Origin of the sequence: Glutamicibacter uratoxydans, assembly GCF_050753455.1 — a bacterium.
Classification (GTDB): Bacteria; Actinomycetota; Actinomycetes; order Actinomycetales; family Micrococcaceae; genus Glutamicibacter; species Glutamicibacter uratoxydans_A.
Genome location: NZ_CP192736.1, coordinates 3244670 through 3262661, shown reverse-complemented (window position 1 = coordinate 3262661; position 17992 = coordinate 3244670). Strand labels below are relative to the sequence as shown.

Genomic DNA, 17992 nt, shown 5'->3' with positions numbered 1-17992 from the left:
TGACTAGGAGCACCATCCGGCCGTTGCGCCAGCCGCAACTTTGTTGGGATATCTCCGGCAGAACACACCAAGGGAAGACGGTAGCGAAATGAAAATTGTGATGGCATCCGATAAGTTCAAAGGCACTCTGACCGGTGCCGAGGTTGCCCATGCCATGACTCTCGGGCTGCAGAAGGTTTTGCCTGATGTCCACACCTTGACGGTTCCAGTGGCCGACGGTGGGGAAGGAACCGTAGAAGCGGCATTAGCTGCCGGGTACACCGCACAGCAGGTGACTGTCACCGGGCCCACCGGTCAGCCCGTTGTAGCAGTCTATGCGCGTCACCAGGACAGTGCGGTGATCGAAATGGCTGCTGCCTCCGGGCTAGAGGTCTTGCCCCAGGGACGCAAGAGTCCACTGACCGCAACAAGCTACGGGACCGGTGAACTGATTTCGCACGCACTGGCTGCGGGGGCTCGACAGATCGTGTTAGGGGTCGGTGGTTCGGCAACCACCGATGCCGGTGCGGGCATGCTCCAAGCCTTGGGTGTCAGTCTTCAAGACCAGCAGGGAAATGAGTTACCCGGCGGCGGGGCTGCCCTCGCCGATCTGGCGCGGATCGAGCTGAGCAACCTAAACTCCGCACTTAAGCAGGTAAATATAGTGCTTGCCGCAGACGTGGATAACCCGCTGACCGGGCCCAACGGAGCGGCGGCGATTTTCGGTCCGCAAAAGGGCGCCAACCCCGAACAGGTGAAGCAACTGGATGCGGCTCTTGGGCACTTTGCTCAACTGCTCGAACAACAGCTAGATAACAGTTTTCAAAACATTCCTGGAGCTGGAGCTGCGGGCGGCATGGGATATGCCGCGATGGCTTTGCTCGCCGCCGAGCGCCGACGCGGGATCGACGTGGTTCTGGAGCTGACCGGCCTAGCCGAGGCCCTCGTGGGTGCCGATGCCGTCATCACCGGTGAAGGTAGCCTGGACACTCAGTCATTGGAAGGCAAGACACCCATCGGAGTGTCGGAAATGGCCTTCGCGCAGGGGGTGCCAGTGTACGCCATCTGCGGACGCACCACTCTAGGCCAAGATCAATTGCGCAACGCAGGAATCAGGCACACCGTTGCCTTGGTGGATCTGGTAGCTGATCCCGCCGAGGCGATGACTCGTTCAGCGGAGTTGGTAACCCAAGCCGCAGAGCGGCTGGGTGCCATCATCACCGCGGAGCATGCCGAGCACGCGGCGGGATCCGTCGGTTCGCACTGAACCAGTTTCACCCGAATCTACTCAACGTACTACCCAAGGAATCAAGAGAAGTATGAGCACCGAAGCGATGAGCATCAACAGCAAAGAGAGCACCACCCACTTCGACTTGGTGTTGCGCGGCGAACAGATCCTAACTACCGCGGGTATCTCTGCCCGCGAGGTAGGCGTGAGGGATGGAAAGATCGTAGCGATCGAACCCTTGGGTAATAATTTGAGCGCGGATCGTGTCATCGAGCTTGCTGCCGATGAGGTACTGCTTCCCGGGTTGGTCGACACCCACGTCCACGTTAATGAGCCGGGACGCACTGAATGGGAGGGGTTCGAGTCTGCCACGAAAGCAGCCGCCGCTGGTGGAGTCACCACCATTGTGGATATGCCGCTGAATTCCATCCCACCGACGGTGAACCTCGAAGCGTTGCAAATCAAACGCGAGGCGGCTAGCAGCAAAGCCTATGTGAATATCGGGTTTTGGGGTGGAGCGATCCCTGGCAATAAAAAGGACCTGCGTGATCTGCACGATGCTGGCGTCTTTGGTTTTAAATGTTTCTTGCTGCACTCGGGTGTGGATGAATTCCCTTCGCTGAGTGTCGAAGAAATGGAAGAAGACATGATTGAGTTGAAAAGCTTTGACTCATTGATGATCGTGCATGCTGAAGACTCTCAGGCGGTAGATCGCGCCCCCGACGCCGAGGGGGACCAGTACGAACGATTCCTCAAGTCACGTCCTCGCGGCGCGGAGAACGTGGCCATCGCCCAAGTCATCGAGCGTGCGCGGTGGACCGGGGCTCGGGCCCACGTACTGCACCTATCTAGTTCGGATGCCTTGGCGATGATCAAAACGGCGAAATCAGACGGGGTGAAAATCACGGTTGAAACCTGCCCGCATTACCTGACTCTATTGGCCGAGGAAATCCCCAATGGAGCTACCTCCTTTAAATGCTGCCCGCCGATCCGTGAGGCGTCCAACCGCGAATTGCTTTGGAAAGGTCTTGGAGAGGGAATTATCGATTGCATCGTCTCTGACCATTCACCGTCCACCATTGACTTGAAAGATGTGGAGAATGGAGATTTTGGTGTGGCTTGGGGAGGGGTGGCCTCACTCCAGCTGGGTCTATCGCTGATCTGGTCCGAGGCAAAACAGCGTGGCATCAGTCTTGAGCAGGTCGTCAGCTGGATGTCGACTAAGCCGGCGGAACTGGCCGGATTAAAGAACAAGGGGGCGATTTCCCTGGGCAACGACGCTGATTTCGCAGTGTTTGCTCCGGAAGACGCTTTCGTCGTAGATGTGCATAAACTGCACCATAAGAACCCGATTTCCCCGTACCAGGGGAAGACGCTGGCTGGTGTGGTTCGCTCATCCATTGTTGGAGGTGCGGATGTTGATTTTCAGACGCCGCAGGGCAAACTGATCCGCCGCGGTGAAGCCTAGATCTATCTCGCAGTACAAAGCCTCAAGCAATTTCCGTTCGACGGATTTTTCTTGAGGCTTTTGCTGTATACCAGCTGGCATTCCGGAAAGATCTCTCGCACCGTGGTCGGTGAGGCATTAACGTGGCTGCAGAGCGGAAAGGGCGGATATGGCGAAGAATGAGAAGATCGAATATCACCGACGTACTGTCGATCGTTTATCTCATCCCGGGCAGGCGTTAGCGCAGGATTCGGAGAACATTACCGTGCGCAATCCCGACTGGTTCTATCCAGACGAGAACGGTGTCATGAAACCAAAGCCGGACCGTCAAAAACTTCATGAGCAACTCAAAGAGCAGTATCGGAAGCAGAGTCCCAAGGTAAAGAAGCAGCGTCGCGCGATGATCTTGGCTGGGGCGCCAGGGGCCGGGAAAAGCACCCTGCTCACCGAACTGCTAGGTGATCACCTTACAGACTATCTCGTGCTGGACGCCGATGAATTCAAGGAGCTCTTGCTACGTCAGGCCCAGTTAGATGGTAGTTACGAAACCATGATCAAGCCGGATGAGGTCAAACAACGTGAAGCCGCAGGGGAAGAGTTCTTCCCCTTGGAGTTGGCGACCTTAGTACATGAGGAGTCTTCGCAACTATCCGCCCAGCTTCGCCGCGAGTGCATTGCTGCCGGGTTGAATATTGTGATTGACAAGGTGTTGCACTCTGCTCAGAGTGCCAACCAGATCATTGAGGAACTTGATACGGCAGGATACAGCGTGGAAATCGTGGAAGTTCGGGTTCCTTTTGAAATTTCGCAGCAACGAATTACCGAGCGTTGGGAGGAGGCTTACGCTGCATCTTTACGTGGCGATGACGATTTGGGTGCGCGATGGGTTCCCTACCAATTCGCCCGCAAGGTCTTTGACGCGCCGGGCGACAAATCTAAACCAGAAATTCTCGCGCAGCAACTGGCTGTTAATTCGCCTTCGGTGTTGCGCTACCGGGCATTCCGTACTGCCGATAGTGATTCAGCAGATCCGGATGACTTTGGCGTTTTGGAGACCGAAATGTCCCGCTTGAGACGCGGTGCGGAACTGCTCGTATGCTCGTAGGATTTATCTCCGGTAAGGATTTCCACCAGGTGCAACATGAGCGACCACAACGACTATTCCCTCGAAGCGACCACGTGCAGTAGCAAAGGTGTGCAGTGTCTAAGACAGGGGCAGCATGTGAGCATGGCGTAGAAGCGCAACACCAACCGTGAGCACCTCGAAGCTGTTACGAGTTTCTTTTATTGGATGGCCACCGTTTTGGTTTTTGCCGCGGGGCCAAACAGTGTGTAATCCCGCTATATCGTGGACAACTAATCTCACGACTTTGTACACGCCTCCCATCCCGCCCCCTGCTTGACGGTAAGGAAATTAGTCGAGGCTGAAGTCGTCTGGCATCGCGGACATGTGGCTCTATGAGAGCCCCCGATACGGTTTGAAGTCTCCCGTTGGAAACGGTGTTATTCCTTCTCAGGGCCAGCCAATCTTTTTGGTCAGAGACATTCAGCATGTACGCCTCTGAATGTCTGCTAGGTTCCAAGTGGGATGGCAAGCCGCCATTCAGGGACCTGAAACGATGTCAAACCGGCGGCACGCGAGCGTCGTAAGGCATGGGATGCCATATCGGGCAAGTGGTCCCCATTTGTCTCCTGAACTTTTCCATGCGGCTGCTCTGTCTGTTAGTGCACTGAGAGAGAATAGATTGGGTGAGCTGTGCAGTGCGCCGGAGGTGGCTACTCTAGCCGCAGGACAGTAGAAAGACATTGACGCTATTGCGGGACCTAACCGTCTTAGCCGACAACCGAAAAACTTTGGCGGGAGAGGACGTTACTGCGGACCGAATCCATCGGCAGGGGGCTGAGTTCTCCGGCCAGCTTGATCCTTTCGCCGTAGCAGATTCATCTCGACTGCGACAATAACGGGCTCTTCAGGATTTAGGGTGTAAACGGGGCCTGAAACCACCAGTCTCCAATAGTGACCGTGCGATATAGTGCGCCAGATTCTTGAACCCCAACGCAGTACCCCGCAGGTGCTCCAACCGCCCATTGATCGCTTCGGTGGGCCCGTTCGAGCTACCCACGTGGTCGAAGTACGCGAGGATGTCCGCCTTCCTGCGTTGGAGGGTTCCACCGAGTTTCTTCAACTCCGGTAACCCTTGTGGAACCTTCGTGCCGATTTCACCGATCAGTTGCTCCATGGCCCACCGTCCGATCTCAGGTTTCGTTTGCCGGTAGGCATCGACCATCCGCTGATACACGCTCCAGACCAATTCAACCGACTCATACTTCTTGTTTGTGAACAGGTCCGCTACCTTGGCCTTCTGCTTATCAGTCGCCAGCGACAACCCAGTGCTCAGCGTGCGCCGGCACTTGTAGAGCGGGTCATCTTTACGCCCCCGCCGTCCATGGACTTCACGCTGGACCCTCTGCCGGGTCTGATCCAACGCTTCGGAACCGAGCTTGACCACATGGAACGGATCCAATACTTCCACTGCTTGTTTCAGTTCTTCAGCAGCAGCGGTTTTGAAACCGGTAAACCCGTCCATCGCCACGACGTCAATGCCTTTCTTCCACTGCTCATCGCGTTCTGCCAACCAGGTTTTGAACACTGCTTTGGACCGTCCGGGAACCATGTCCAGCAACCGTGAGGACCCGGTGCCATCGCGTACCGCGGTGAGGTCCACAATGACCGTGACGTATTTATCCCCGGCGCGCGTATGCCGCCACACGTGCTCATCCACGCCCAACACCTTGACCCCGTCAAACCGTTGAGGATCATTGATCAACAGACGCTGGCCCTCGGCCAGCACGGCCTCGTTGGCGGTATTCCAAGTGACGCCCAGACCTTCGGCAATCCGGGAGACTGACAGGTGCTGGCAGACTAACCCGGCCAGTGCCCATCGCAGCACGGTCCGGCTGATTTTCTGGCGTGCTGCTACTGCTTGGCTGAGGTCTTCACGCCACACCCGCTGACAGTGCGCGCAGCGGTAGCGTCGGTGCCTGATCAGCAGAACGGTAGGCCTCCACCCGAACGGTTCATGGGCCAGAGATCGGGTGACGGTATCGCGGGGCACACCAGCGGCCCCGCAGGTACGGCACCACGGATTCGGGGTGGTGACCTGGCACAGGATTTCGGTCTTCGCTCTGGTGACCCGTTGCCCGGTCGCGGTGAGCCCCAACCTGTCAAGGCCGGTGAACGTGGTGAGATCGGGGGTGGTGAAGGTAGAATGAGACAACGTCGAGGTCTTTCAAAATTGGTTAGTGTGGTAACTTCCATTCTTCTGGAAGACCTCGACTTTTTTGCGCCTTCAACACGCCCGGGAACCGGGATGTTGAACTTAGGTCGTTACACTCTCAATCCTGAAGAGCCGGATAAGGTCTTTGGCCAATTCGCCTCCCGACTCATTCGAAATAGTGCCACCATCGGCGGGAACCTGGGTACCGGGTCCCCCATCGGGGATTCGGCGCCGGCGCTCCTGGCGCTGGAGGCCGAGCTCGTTCTCACCTCCCTGTCCGGATCGCGCCGGGTTCCACTAGCCGATTACTTCACCGGCTACCGGCAGACGGTGCGGAAACCGGGCGAGCTCATTTCGGCCATACGCATCCCACTTCCCCTGCCCGAACTGTCTTCCTTCCACAAAATTGCCAAGCGCCGCTTTGACGATATCTCCAGCGTGGCCATCGGCTGCGGCATGACGGTAGCGCAGGGGAGGATTCTCCGGGCCCGGATCGGACTCGGTGGTGTCGCCGCCACCCCGCTGCGCGCACTGAACACCGAGGCGGTGTTGGAAGGGGCACCCTGGTCGTTGGCCACCATCCGTGAAGCCGCCCAAGTTCTGGCCACGGAGGGAACCCCCCCTGGACGATCACCGCGCCAGTGCCCGATATCGCAGGGCGATGCTGGAAACCTCGTTGGAGCGCTTCTATGCCGAACAACATCCACACCAAGAATGGCTGGAGGCGCAGAACAGATGAGTATGCTGTCGCAACGTCCGAGCAACGCCATTGTGGGGGAGGCTCACCCCCACGAGTCCGCCATTGAGCATGTCACGGGCAGCGCAAAGTACACCGATGACCTGTATTTACGGATGCAGGGAGTGCTACACGCCTATCCACTGCAATCCACCGAAGCCCATGCCCGCATTCTGCGTCTTGTGATTGCCGGCGCGTACCGGGTTCCGGGGGGCATCCGGGTGCTGACCGCCGCGGATATTCCCGGAGTCAACGATCAGGGAACGAAGCAGGACGAACCGATGTTGCCCGCGGACGAGGTGATGTTCTATGGCCAACCGATTGCCTGGGTGCTCGGTGAGAGCCTCGAAGCGGCCAAGGCCGGAGCGGCCGCCATCGAGGTGGATTACGAGCGCTTAGATTCGCTGATTACCTTGGGCGAAGCTATCGCCGCCCAGAGCTTTCACGGCATTCAATCGGTGATTGATAAAGGGGAGACCCACGGCGCCTTGGCGGATGCCGCACACGTGTTTGCCGGAGAGTTTGAATTCGCCGGGCAGGAGCATTTTTATCTTGAGACCCAGAATTCGTTGGCGTTCGTGGACGAGAGCGGACAGCTGCTGATTCATTCTTCGACACAGCATCCGAGTGAGACCCAGGATATTGTTTCGCAGATCCTGGGGATTCCGGCGCACCGGATCACCGTCCAAGTGGTACGCATGGGAGGCGCCTTCGGGGGCAAGGAAATGCAATCGCACGGGTATGCGGCCGTGGCGGCATTGGGGGCGGTGCTGACCGGACAACCGGTGCGGGTGCGACTGGATCGCACCCTGGATATGACCATGACCGGTAAGCGGCATGGGTTCCACTCCAGCTGGCGGATCGGATTTGACCGGCAGGATCGAATCCTCGCTTTGGAGGCCACCCTCACCGCCGACGGTGGGTGGAGCCTGGATTTATCCGAGCCGGTATTGACCCGGGCATTGTGTCATATCGATAACGGCTACTGGATCCCCAATATTAAAGTGCGCGGCCGGATCGCCAAATGCCATAAGACCTCACAGACGGCCTTCCGTGGCTTTGGTAGGCCGCAGGGCATGCTGGTGATAGAAGACATTCTTGGCAGGGTTGCACCCAAACTGGGGATGAGCGCCCGTGAACTGCGCCGCCGTAACTTCTACTCCCAAGGTCAGGACACCCCGTACTACCAGCCCGTGCGGCATGCCGAGCGGTTGGAGACGGTCTGGCAGCGGGTGCTGGACGAAGCCGACGTGTCCCGCCGCGAGGCGGAGATTGAAGATTTCAACGCCAAAGAAGAGAATCGCAAGCGGGCGTTGGCCCTGACCCCGGTAAAGTTCGGAATCTCCTTCAACCTCACCGCCTTCAACCAGGCCGGGGCCCTGGTGCTGGTCTACAAGGATGGCACGGTGCTGGTGAACCACGGCGGTACCGAAATGGGCCAGGGGTTACACACCAAGATGGTGCAAGTGGCGGCGACCGCGCTGGGTGTGGAACTTCGCAACGTGCGCATCGCCCCCACGCGTACCGATAAGGTACCCAATACCTCGGCCACCGCGGCCAGCTCGGGTAGCGATCTCAATGGCGGTGCGGTGAAGGACGCCTGTGAGCAGATTCGTGCCCGGCTGGCACAGGTTGCCGCCGACCTCTTAGAAGTCCCGGCCGGCGCGGTACGTTTTCATCGCGGAATCGTCAGCGATGTGAGCGGGACACACAGCATCCGCTGGCCCGAACTGGTACGCGCCGCCTACTTCCGGCGGGTCCAGCTTTCTGCGGTGGGGTTCTACCGGACCGAGGGCCTGCACTGGGATCTGTCGACAATGACAGGGACCCCCTTCAAATACTTTGCCTACGGGGCGGCCGCGAGTGAGGTGGAAGTGAATCGATTCGACGGCTCCTACACGCTGCGCCGCGTGGATATCGTCCACGACGTGGGGGATTCGCTCTCCCCACTGATCGATTTGGGGCAAATCGAGGGTGGATTTGTTCAGGGAGCCGGCTGGCTGACACTGGAGGATCTGCGGTGGGATACCAGTGAGCGGGCCACGAGGGGCAAAGTGGCGACGCAAGCGGCTAGCACGTATAAGATTCCCAGCTTCTCCGAGATGCCGGAAGTCTTCAACGTGTCACTGCTCGAGCACGCCCACGAAGCAGGTGCCGTCTATGGGTCGAAGGCGGTCGGTGAGCCACCCTTGATGCTCGCCTTTTCGGTGCGCGAGGCGCTGCGCCAAGCGGCGGCCGCCTTTGGCAAGCCCGGTACCAGCATCGAGCTGAGCTCCCCGGCGACCCCTGAGGCGGTCTTTTGGGCCATCGAGCAAGCCCGCGGCAGGGGCGAACGGGCATGAGGTGGGCTGAGGCCGTGATCTGGCACCGGGAACACCGCCTGCCCGCGGTGCTGACTACCGTGCTGGAAGTACGCGGTCATGCTCCGCGTGGGGCCGGGACCAAAATGCTGGTCGGCCGCGAGGCACTCTTTGGCACCATTGGTGGCGGCAATCTAGAGATGACGGTGGTCAGCCGCGCGCGGGACATGCTCGAAGACGGTGCCACCGAGCTGCGGAGTCTGCAGCTACGGCTCAATGAGCGGGCGGTGGCCGAATTCGGGCGGCAATGCTGTGGGGGAGAGGTCAAAATTCTTCTCGAACCATTGCCCGTTCCCCCGGTGGTGGCGATCTTTGGGGTGGGTCATGTGGGTATGGAGTTGGTCAGGATCCTTTCGCGTCACGATCTGGACCTGTACTTGAGCGATTCGAGAGTCGAACACCTGAATGCGGCCGAGGGACTGGAGCCGGCGGTGGCCCAGATCCATACCCGGCACGCGGTCATCGGTGAAGCGGTGCTCAGTCGTTTGCCGCCAGGTACGCATGTACTGATCATGACCCACGATCATGCCGAGGACTTCCACCTCTGTGATGCTGCCCTGCGCCACCCGTGCCTTGGCTCAATTGGCGTGATTGGTTCGAAGGCCAAATGGCAGCGCTTTCGAAAGAATTTAAGTGCCGCGGGGCACGAGCCACAGCAGATCGACCGAATCCACTGTCCCATCGGGGATCCCAGCGTCGTGGGAAATGAGCCAGCCATGATTGCCCTGAGCGTGGCGGTGGATCTGCTCAAGAAGATCACCCGGGAAAGCGTATCCGGCACTGAAAATCTGGCAGCTGAATCGTCAATCCTCGGGAGTTAGCGAGACGGTGGCGGGTGTGCGGTGCCGGCTACCTGCTAAATCTGATCGTCATGCCCGGCGGGGCGTACCGCGGGTTGCTCCTCGCGCACCTTCGAGGCGCCCAAGGTGTGGGCCGAGGTCAGCTCGGCGGCCTTCTTCGCGTTGCCACTCCTGATCGCGTTGAGGATCGCCTCATGCTCCCGGTGCAGTTTTAACGCCGCATTGCGGTCCCGGAAGATCGTGGTGGGTGGAGTGAACCGGGTCCACAGCATTTCTAGGTACTCAACAACCACCGGTGAGCTGGCCTCGTAGATGGCGAAATGGAACTCCTTGTTCAGAACCGACAGTTGTGCCGCGGTGGACTGCCGATCGGCCAGTAAATCGCTCAGTTCTCGATACTTGGCTTCCACCCGGGCAAGGATCTCGGGGGTCATCCGCGAGGTGGCCATCTCGGTGGCTTCATATTCCGCGGCCGCGCGCAGACGATAGAGGTCGTGAGCCCCTTCGGGTGACATTTCGCGTACGGATGCACCTTTGTGGGGCGCGTAGGTAATCACCCCATCGGCTTCGAGAATACGCAGGGCTTCGCGAACTGGTGTGGGGCTCACTCCATAGCGCTTAGCCAACACGGTCTGCTTGATCAGCTCACCCGGGGCGATCACCCCGTTGGCGACATCTTCTTTGATCCGTGATGTCACATACTCGGTCCGGCTTACCGGGGGTGCTGAGGTCGCGCTGTCGCTCACGTTAGTCACTCCATTTCAGGGATGGGGCTGTTGTGATCATTCTAGGGCCAAATATGAGATTGTCCGTAGACAACACTCTATAGACTATGTAATCTATAGAAGAGTTGTCGGTGGTTTGGTGGATGTGGTGAAGCATGGAGGAAAATATGGCCCAGGAATCTTCACTCACGCGTGAGGTGGCACGATGGATTGTGCATCAATCCCAGCAAGATATGCCCGCCACCGTGCAGAACCATGTCCGCCGCATGATCCTGGATCACTTAGGTGGCGTGGTGGCCAGCAGCGTGGGGGAAGTATCTCAAGTGGTGGGGCGCCACGTCGCGCGAAGTTATGGCCCGGGCCCGGCGACCGCGATCGGACACGGGCCGGTCACCGCACTGGGAGCCGCATTACTCAACGGCACCAACGGACACGGCATCGAAACCGATGACGGTTATACTCCCGGCAGTTTCCACCCAACCTGTGTGGTCCTACCCGCGGTCTTCGCGGTGGGAGAGGAGCACGGCCTGGACGCGGAGCGGATCCTCAAATCCGCCGCCATTGGCATGGAAATCGGTTGCCGCATCGCCGCGGCCGGTCACCCGGCCACCCGCCGCAACCATTTTCATAACACCCCGGTCGCCGGCATCTTCGGAGCCACCGCGGCGGTCAGCGTCTTACTCGGGCTGAACGAAGAACAAACCGCCAACGCCTTGGGTATCGCCGGATCACATGTCGGGGGCCTCTTTGAATTCCTCGGTCAGTCGGCAGAAATCAAAAGGTTCCACCCGGGGAAGGCGGCCCGCGATGGGATTGCTAGCGCGGAACTTGCCTTCGAAGGCCTGACGGGACCGACCAGCATCTTGGAAGGGGCCGAGGGATACTTTGCTAGCTACGCCGGAGACGAAGGCACGGACTGGTTCGCCGAAAAGGTGACCGGGGGTCTCGGTGAGCAGTGGGTTCTGCTTCGCACCTACATCAAGCCTTACCCGTGCTGCCGCCACCTGCATGGGGCCATCGACGCGGCTCGGGCGCTACGCGCTGAACACAACTTCGCGCTCGCCGATATCACGGCGGTGCACGTGGGGACATTCTCCATCGCGGTCGGCCACGCCTCCCGCGATGTCTCCACGATGATGGCCTCCCAGCTCAGCATTCCCTTCACCCTCGCGGTAGCACTGGACCGCGGGGAGGTCACCCTGCGCGACTTCACCGAAGAAGCCCGTCAGTCACCCCCGCTACATGAACTGATGCAAAAAGTTGTGGTGGAACTTGATGAGCAAGCGGAGCGAGACTACCCGAATCATGGCCGACCGGCCGAGGTGACACTCACCCTTAGCGATGGGCGGCGCCTCACGCACCGGGTGCAGTTCCCCGAAGGCGAACCGGATGCGCCGATCAGCAACGCGGACTTGGAACTCAAAGTTCGGTCACTGACCACAGACATCATCGGTGTCGCGGCCACCGACACCCTGATTGAATCCTGTTGGAATTTTCAGAATCTGGACTTTCTCAAAAAAATTGACGAGCAGGTTCGCCACCGGCAACCGGTCGCCTAACCCGCACCGGTAAAGCCTCAAGAACATAAACCCATGGTTCACTGCCGCTCAACGGTGGTGCTAGGAAAGAAGACAAAGATGACCGCAGTTATTTCGGAAGAACGCGAGGGGCTGCTCAGCATGGTCCGCTCCTTCGCGGAGCAGGAACTTTCCCCCGGCGCGTTGCAGCGCGCCCATCACCCCGGCTACGCCTGGGACATTGCGCAGCAGTTTGGTGAACTCGGCCTACTTGGACTGACCATCCCGGAAGAACTAGGCGGCCAGGGAGCGGAACTCGGTGACGCGGTAGCGGTCATTCAGGAAGTGGCCATGCATTGTCCCAAGAGTGCGGATATTCTACAGGCTGGAAATTTCGGGGCAATCCGCACCTTCGCGCAGTTCGCCAGCGATGAGCAGCGGACCAAATACCTACCGGATTTGCTGTCCGGCAAGGGACTGATGGCACTGGGCATGAGCGAGCCCGAAGCGGGCTCGGCCGCCACCGAACTGGTCACCAGCGCCGTCGAAGACGGAGATGACTACCTCATCAACGGCACCAAAATCTGGTCCACCCACTCCGTGGACGCCACCATCTACCTCATCTACGTCCGCTTCGGGGAAGGCACCGGAAATATCGGCTCAATCCTCGTGGAACGCGATACGCCCGGATTTACCGTGGGTAACCCTTCCGAATATATGAGCGGCGAGCAGTGGGCGGAACTGCATTTTGACAATGCCCGCGTTCCCAAGGCAAACCTACTGCTGGGCCCGGGCGGGTTTAAGAAACAGATGAGCGGCTTCAACGTTGAACGGATCGGCAATGCCTCGCGCGCCCTGGCCTTGGGACGTCTGGCCTTTAATATCGCCCGTGACCACGTGTCGCAGCGTCAACAGTTCGGCCGCACCCTGAACGAATTCCAGGGCCTACAGTGGGAGTTTGCCGAAGTCGCCGTGGCACTGGACGCCGCCGAGCTACTACTGAACCGCGCCGTGACGAACGCCGCCAATGGGCTACCCTCGGCCTACGAAACCTCGGCCGCCAAACTGGCCGCCAACCAGGCCGGGTTCCTGGCCGCCGACCGCGCCATGCAAGCCATGGGCGGCATGGGATACAGCACCGAAACACTGGTGGAGTACTGTTTCAAACGCACCCGAGGCTGGATGATCGCCGGTGGCTCCATCGAAGTGCTGAAAAATAAGATCGCCGAAGAAGTTTTCGGCCGTCGCTTCAGCCAGCGAGGCTAAACCCATGCAACAACAAGAACCCGCAGCACCGACCGACGTGGTTCGGTACACGGTGCAGGATCGGGTCGCCGTCCTGCGCATTGATAACCCTCCGGTGAACGCCAGCTCCATGGCGGTGCGCACCGGCCTGATGCACGGAATCCAGAAGGTTGCCGCGGACCCACGGATCACAGCCCTCGTGCTCATCGGCACCAAGAACTTCATCTCCGGGTCGGATCTCAACGAATTCTCCATCCCGCAGCTACCGGAACCGGAACTTCCCATGGTCATCCGTGCCCTAGAAGAATTGGACCGCCCGGTAGTGGCCGCCCTATCCGGAGCCACCCTGGGCGGTGGTCTGGAACTCGCGCTGGGCTGCGACTACCGGATCGCGCTCGCCGGCAGTGTGATTGGTTTACCCGAAACCTCCCTAGGAATGATCCCCGGAGCCGGTGGAACGCAGCGCATACTGCGTCTGCTCGGTCCAGCGGCAACCATGAGTTTCGTATGCGAGGCCAAGCGCCATCAGCTAACCCTCGACCAAGGTCACAAACTGGTGGACCGGGTGGTAGCCAAAGATCTCCTGGCCGAGGCGGTTCGATTCGCCCAAACAGTGACGACCAAGCGGGTACTGATCAAGCACCCGGTGCCCAGCTGGGAACCGGGTGCGGTTGAACAGGCCGCGGCCACGGCAATTTCCGCGGGTCAGGGGCGCGGGCAGATCATCAGCGCGGTGGGGGCCATCATCGCCGGAACCGTCCTGAACGCACCGGCGGCCCTGGCCCATGAACGCGCAGAGTTCACCCGGTTGCGTCATGGCCCCGAAGCGGCGGCGTTACGGCACCAGTTCTTCGCGCAGAAGACCCTAGCAAAGGCGCACCGGCCAGCAGCCGATATCGAGCTTCAGCGGGTATCGATCGTTGGCGCCGGCACGATGGGAATGGGAATTGCGCGGGCTTTTGCCGCCGCGGGTGTGCAAGTTACCGTCTTCGACACCAATGAGCGGGCGGCACGAAGTGCTCTGGAGCGGGTGCAGGGGGACTTACAACGCGAAATAACCAAGGGACGGTTATCCGCCGCGCAAGCCGCGATGATTCGAGAGAATCTTCTGGTGGTCTCGGATTGTGACCAGCTCGCCGGAAGCCAGCTCTTTATTGAAGCGGTCTTCGAGGATCCGGCGGTCAAGGCCGAAGTGCTTGCTCACATGGAGAGCATTGCCGGCAGTGCGGTGCTGGCCACCAACACCTCGTATCTAGACATCAACCGGCTGGGGCAAGCGCTTCAGCGGCCGGAAAACCTCGTGGGAATGCACTTTTTTAGTCCGGCCTTCCGCACCTCGGTCGTTGAGATTATCTGCGCGGATGCCACCGGTCAATCCGCCCGCGACCTCGTGTTCGCGGCCGCAAAGCTCCTGGGCAAGGTGGCCGTACCGGCCAAGGTCGGTGATGGTTTTATCGGTAACAGAATCTTTAACGCCTACCGGCGCCAGTGCGAACTCATGTTGGAAGAGGGCGTGCTCCCGTACCAGGTTGACCGCGCGCTGACCGATTTTGGGTTTGCCATGGGCCCCTTTGCCGTGGCCGACATGTCCGGGCTCGATATCGCCTGGCGGATGCGCCGCAGTAAGGATGGCAGCCGGGATCCCCGGGAACGCTATCCCAGCGTTGCCGATCAGTTGTGTGAGGCGGGGAACTTCGGTCAGAAAACCGGTTCGGGCTGGTACGGCTATGCGCCAGGAAGCCGTCGCGGTGAACGCCATACCGGGGTGGAGGAACTCATCATCAACACCAGTGCCCTCAAAGGCATTGAGCGTCGCAGCTTCACGGATGGACAGATCGTACGGCGGGTTCTGCTCGCCATGGCTAACGAGGCCAGCTTGGTGCTGGCCGAGGGGGTTGCCGAGCGCGCCAGCGATATCGACGTAATGCTGGTGCTCGGTTACGGATTCCCCGCCTACCGTGGCGGGATCTCCTTCTGGGCCGCGAACCAGTCCCGTGAGCAGTTGGAACGAGAAATGACCGAGCTGGCCGAGACCACCGGCTATGGCTTCACACCCGGTGATTTAGAACTGTTAATCAGCTAGTCCACGCAACGGTGGGTGGTGGGCCAGAAAAGATCACCGTTCACCGCTAACTAAAACACTATCGACCGCAGCATATGGCCGGTGGATGGTTCACGGAAGTGAGCCGCCGCAGCTATGAGGAGAAGAATTATGATGAAGACCTTGAGCCCATCCCTGGCCCAACAGCTACTACAGCCACGCGCCATTGCGGTGGTGGGTGCTTCGGATGATCCCACCAAGACCACCGCGCGGCCGCAACAGTTCCTGAAGCATGCCGGCTTCGAAGGGGCCACATACTTCATCAACCCGCGCCGCGAGACCGTGCAGGGAGCCAAAGCCTGGCCAAGCTTAGGTGCCTTACCCGAGACACCGGATCTGGTCTTCATCATGACCGGTGCCGAGCGGGCCATTGAAGCGGTCAAAGAATGCGGCGAAGTGGGAGTCCCGGTGGCGGTGGTTTTGGCCTCGGGCTTCGGTGAAGAAGGCGAGCGGGGACGCGAACGCGAGGCGCGCTTGCGTGAAACCGCCCGCCGCGGCGGCGTGCGCCTGATAGGCCCGAGCTCCTTGGGGCTGGTCAACCCGCGCAACGGGTTGCTACTCACCGGCAACGCCGCATTCGATGAGCCGGACATTCCCACCGGTGGGATCTTCGTGGCCTCCCAATCGGGCAGCGTCATCGGTGCACTGGTCAGTCGGGCGCGCGGACGCGGAATCGGCTTTGCTGGATTGGTCTCCGTGGGTGGCGAAGCCGACCTGTCGGTGGGCGAGATTTGCCAGGCCGTACTCGACGATCCTGAAATCACCAGTTTTGCGCTCTTCATGGAAACCTTGAGCCACTCGGCCGAACTGGCCGCCTTTGCGCGTGCGGCCGATGCCGCGGGCAAACCGGTGACCGTCTATAAGTTAGGCCGCTCCGAAGCCGCCGCGGAACTTTCCGTATCCCACACCGGCGCCCTGGCCGGTTCCGACTCCGAGGCCGAGGCCTTCTTTAAAGCCTGCGGCTTTGCCCGGGTAGAGAATTTCGAGGGGCTCTTAGAAACCCCCGCGGTACTGCGCCGCATCCCGGCCGCCACACAGCAACGCGATCCGCGTATCTGCGTGGTGACAACGACCGGTGGTGGGGCAGCGATCATGGTTGATCAGCTGGCCGGTCATGGCTTGAACGTGATCCGACCCAGTGACGAGCTTTTCGCCAGGCTAGCCGCAGCCGGTGTGGACGTACCGCACAGTCTCATTCTTGACTTGGGTCTGGACGGTGCACGGCACGAGGTTGTCTCGATGGCGCTGAAACTGCTGGAAGACAGTGGCGAGTACGATCTGGTGGTCTTCACCATTGGTTCCTCGGCACGGCTCTACCCGGAACTGGCGGTGCGAGCCATTGCCGACGCCGGTCAGCAGAGGGTACCGCTCATCGCCTTTGCGGTGCCGGAGGCACCGCAAGCCGCCGAACTCTTGCATGCCGCCGGGGTCCCGGCCTTCCGCACCCCCGAAGCTTGCGCCGACGCCATTGCCGCGGCATTCGCGCGGCGGCCGGCAAGCATTGGCGAACACTTCCAGGTGGCTCAGGGAACTACTTCCCGGGTGCTCGACGAACAGGCCAGTACCGAGGTATTGCGTCAAGCCGGGGTTCCCCTGGCCACTTCGGTGGCCTTGACGGTGGCCGAGATCAACGCGGGCACCGAGCTGCCCTTCGCCTACCCGGTGGTCGTGAAGGTACTCTCCGATCTGGTGCCACATAAGAGTGATGCCGGTGGGGTGCTGCTCAATGTGGGCTCGGCCGAAGAGCTGGTGGACGCGGTGCGCCGGATCGTGAGTAACGTGCACCAAACGCTGCCCGAAGTTCCTGTGGAACGTGTCCTGGTACAACCCATGGCCGCACCCGCCTTGGGTGAGGCGCTCCTGGGGTACCGGGTTAGCCCGGATGTCGGAGCGTTGGTGGTGCTATCTACCGGTGGGGTACTGGCAGAACTTTTCGATGATTCATCGGTTCGTCTAGCACCGGTCACTAAGGAGATAGCCCTGGAAATGATTGCCGAGGTGCGCGGCCTGGCCAGTGTGCGCGGTTACCGTAACGCCCCCCTGGGCGACCTCGACGCGCTGAGTAACGCCATCGTTGCCCTGTCGCGGTTAGCGCAAACGAACCCGGAGGTGGCCGAGGCGGAGGCTAACCCACTGCTCGTTTACGGTCAGGGGCAGGGGGTTTTGGCGCTGGATGCACTGGTGCGTACAACCGCCTAGCTAAGACGCATCAGGGGTGCCGCGTCAACGAGTCCCCACAATCATTGCGCCGCCAAAGTCAAGAGTTGGCCGGTTTGACGGTCATGCGCCGTCAAAAACGCCACACAAGGTCATCCGCGGCGTGGAAAGTGCCGAAAAATCCTCCCGAAACTTGTCACATGACCCATTAAGTCGTCACTTACTGGGTCTGCTTTCCTCCGCAGAATCGCACTGCTTGAATCGAAGCACACCATCCAGAGCGGCCAAGAGACCTGGCTCAATGACGCCGCAGCAATCCCGCATCCGCGGACGAATGCTTCCGCCAGGATCGATGGAAACTTCAGGCCCCGGCGGCCGCGCAGTGTCCTTCGAAATCTGCGAAGAATTTCGGGAAGGAA

Annotated in this window: 11 protein-coding genes, 1 pseudogene and 1 riboswitch; of the genes and pseudogenes, 10 read left to right on the top strand and 2 right to left on the bottom strand. The window is 60.0% G+C overall.

Annotated elements, in window-relative coordinates; translation table 11 throughout:
* Positions 1-88 precede the first annotated feature (88 nt).
* From ACQQZ8_RS14895 to ACQQZ8_RS14885, 3 genes are all read left to right on the top strand, one after another.
* Positions 89-1246: a glycerate kinase gene (locus ACQQZ8_RS14895; RefSeq protein ID WP_431710584.1), complete on the top strand. Its 1158-nt coding sequence runs from the start codon at positions 89-91 to the stop codon at positions 1244-1246.
* A gap of 52 nt (positions 1247-1298) precedes the next feature.
* Positions 1299-2675 carry an allantoinase AllB gene (allB, locus tag ACQQZ8_RS14890; protein ID WP_431710583.1) on the top strand — a complete coding sequence of 459 codons (1377 nt, stop codon included), beginning with the start codon at positions 1299-1301 and terminating at the stop codon, positions 2673-2675.
* Positions 2676-2823: 148 nt separating this feature from the next.
* Positions 2824-3759, top strand: a complete 936-nt coding sequence (locus tag ACQQZ8_RS14885) for a zeta toxin family protein (RefSeq protein ID WP_431710582.1) — start codon at positions 2824-2826, stop codon at positions 3757-3759.
* A gap of 865 nt (positions 3760-4624) precedes the next feature.
* Here ACQQZ8_RS14885 and ACQQZ8_RS14880 read toward each other — a convergent pair.
* Entirely contained in the window at positions 4625-5932 is a 1308-nt protein-coding gene (locus ACQQZ8_RS14880) for an ISL3 family transposase (protein WP_431710581.1), read from the bottom strand.
* Between the two features lie 138 nt (positions 5933-6070).
* On the opposite strand from ACQQZ8_RS14880, the pseudogene ACQQZ8_RS14875 reads away from it, so the two are divergent.
* From ACQQZ8_RS14875 to xdhC, 3 genes and pseudogenes are all read left to right on the top strand, one after another.
* A pseudogene (locus ACQQZ8_RS14875) lies at positions 6071-6671 on the top strand (FAD binding domain-containing protein); the annotation flags it as partial.
* Entirely contained in the window at positions 6668-9010 is a 2343-nt protein-coding gene (gene xdhB / locus ACQQZ8_RS14870) for a xanthine dehydrogenase molybdopterin binding subunit (RefSeq protein WP_431710580.1), read from the top strand. The pseudogene ACQQZ8_RS14875 and the gene xdhB, both read left to right, overlap by 4 nt.
* Positions 9007-9849 carry a xanthine dehydrogenase accessory protein XdhC gene (gene xdhC / locus ACQQZ8_RS14865; protein WP_431710579.1) on the top strand — a complete coding sequence of 281 codons (843 nt, stop codon included), beginning with the start codon at positions 9007-9009 and terminating at the stop codon, positions 9847-9849. The genes xdhB and xdhC overlap by 4 nt, the downstream gene beginning before the upstream one ends.
* Positions 9850-9884: 35 nt before the next feature.
* Here the strand turns inward: xdhC and ACQQZ8_RS14860 are convergent, their stop codons facing one another.
* Positions 9885-10574 carry a GntR family transcriptional regulator gene (locus ACQQZ8_RS14860; RefSeq protein WP_431710578.1) on the bottom strand — a complete coding sequence of 230 codons (690 nt, stop codon included), beginning with the start codon at positions 10572-10574 and terminating at the stop codon, positions 9885-9887.
* A 146-nt stretch (positions 10575-10720) separates the two neighbouring features.
* Between ACQQZ8_RS14860 and ACQQZ8_RS14855 the strand changes: the two genes are divergently transcribed.
* From ACQQZ8_RS14855 to ACQQZ8_RS14840, 4 genes are all read left to right on the top strand, one after another.
* Positions 10721-12112: an MmgE/PrpD family protein gene (locus ACQQZ8_RS14855; RefSeq protein WP_431710577.1), complete on the top strand. Its 1392-nt coding sequence runs from the start codon at positions 10721-10723 to the stop codon at positions 12110-12112.
* A 78-nt stretch (positions 12113-12190) separates the two neighbouring features.
* Complete coding sequence (locus ACQQZ8_RS14850; RefSeq protein ID WP_431710576.1) at positions 12191-13336, top strand: acyl-CoA dehydrogenase family protein; 1146 nt, start codon at positions 12191-12193, stop codon at positions 13334-13336.
* Positions 13337-13340: 4 nt separating this feature from the next.
* Positions 13341-15398, top strand: a complete 2058-nt coding sequence (locus ACQQZ8_RS14845; protein WP_431710575.1) for a 3-hydroxyacyl-CoA dehydrogenase NAD-binding domain-containing protein — start codon at positions 13341-13343, stop codon at positions 15396-15398.
* A gap of 129 nt (positions 15399-15527) precedes the next feature.
* A complete protein-coding gene (locus ACQQZ8_RS14840; protein ID WP_431710574.1) occupies positions 15528-17615 on the top strand; it encodes an acetate--CoA ligase family protein in 2088 nt (695 codons plus the stop codon).
* Positions 17616-17841: 226 nt separating this feature from the next.
* Positions 17842-17932, top strand: a riboswitch (SAM riboswitch).
* The last annotated feature ends 60 nt before the right edge of the window (positions 17933-17992 follow it).

Excerpts from the sequence above, each read along its gene's own strand:
- ACQQZ8_RS14845 (WP_431710575.1), top strand. The coding sequence starts at position 13,341 with ATGCAACAACAAGAACCCGCAGCACCGACCGACGTGGTTCGGTACACG.
- xdhC (WP_431710579.1), top strand. The coding sequence starts at position 9,007 with ATGAGGTGGGCTGAGGCCGTGATCTGGCACCGGGAACACCGCCTGCCC.
- xdhB (WP_431710580.1), top strand. The coding sequence starts at position 6,668 with ATGAGTATGCTGTCGCAACGTCCGAGCAACGCCATTGTGGGGGAGGCT.
- ACQQZ8_RS14850 (WP_431710576.1), top strand. The coding sequence starts at position 12,191 with ATGACCGCAGTTATTTCGGAAGAACGCGAGGGGCTGCTCAGCATGGTC.
- allB (WP_431710583.1), top strand. The coding sequence starts at position 1,299 with ATGAGCACCGAAGCGATGAGCATCAACAGCAAAGAGAGCACCACCCAC.
- ACQQZ8_RS14885 (WP_431710582.1), top strand. The coding sequence starts at position 2,824 with ATGGCGAAGAATGAGAAGATCGAATATCACCGACGTACTGTCGATCGT.
- ACQQZ8_RS14855 (WP_431710577.1), top strand. The coding sequence starts at position 10,721 with ATGGCCCAGGAATCTTCACTCACGCGTGAGGTGGCACGATGGATTGTG.
- ACQQZ8_RS14840 (WP_431710574.1), top strand. The coding sequence starts at position 15,528 with ATGATGAAGACCTTGAGCCCATCCCTGGCCCAACAGCTACTACAGCCA.
- ACQQZ8_RS14895 (WP_431710584.1), top strand. The coding sequence starts at position 89 with ATGAAAATTGTGATGGCATCCGATAAGTTCAAAGGCACTCTGACCGGT.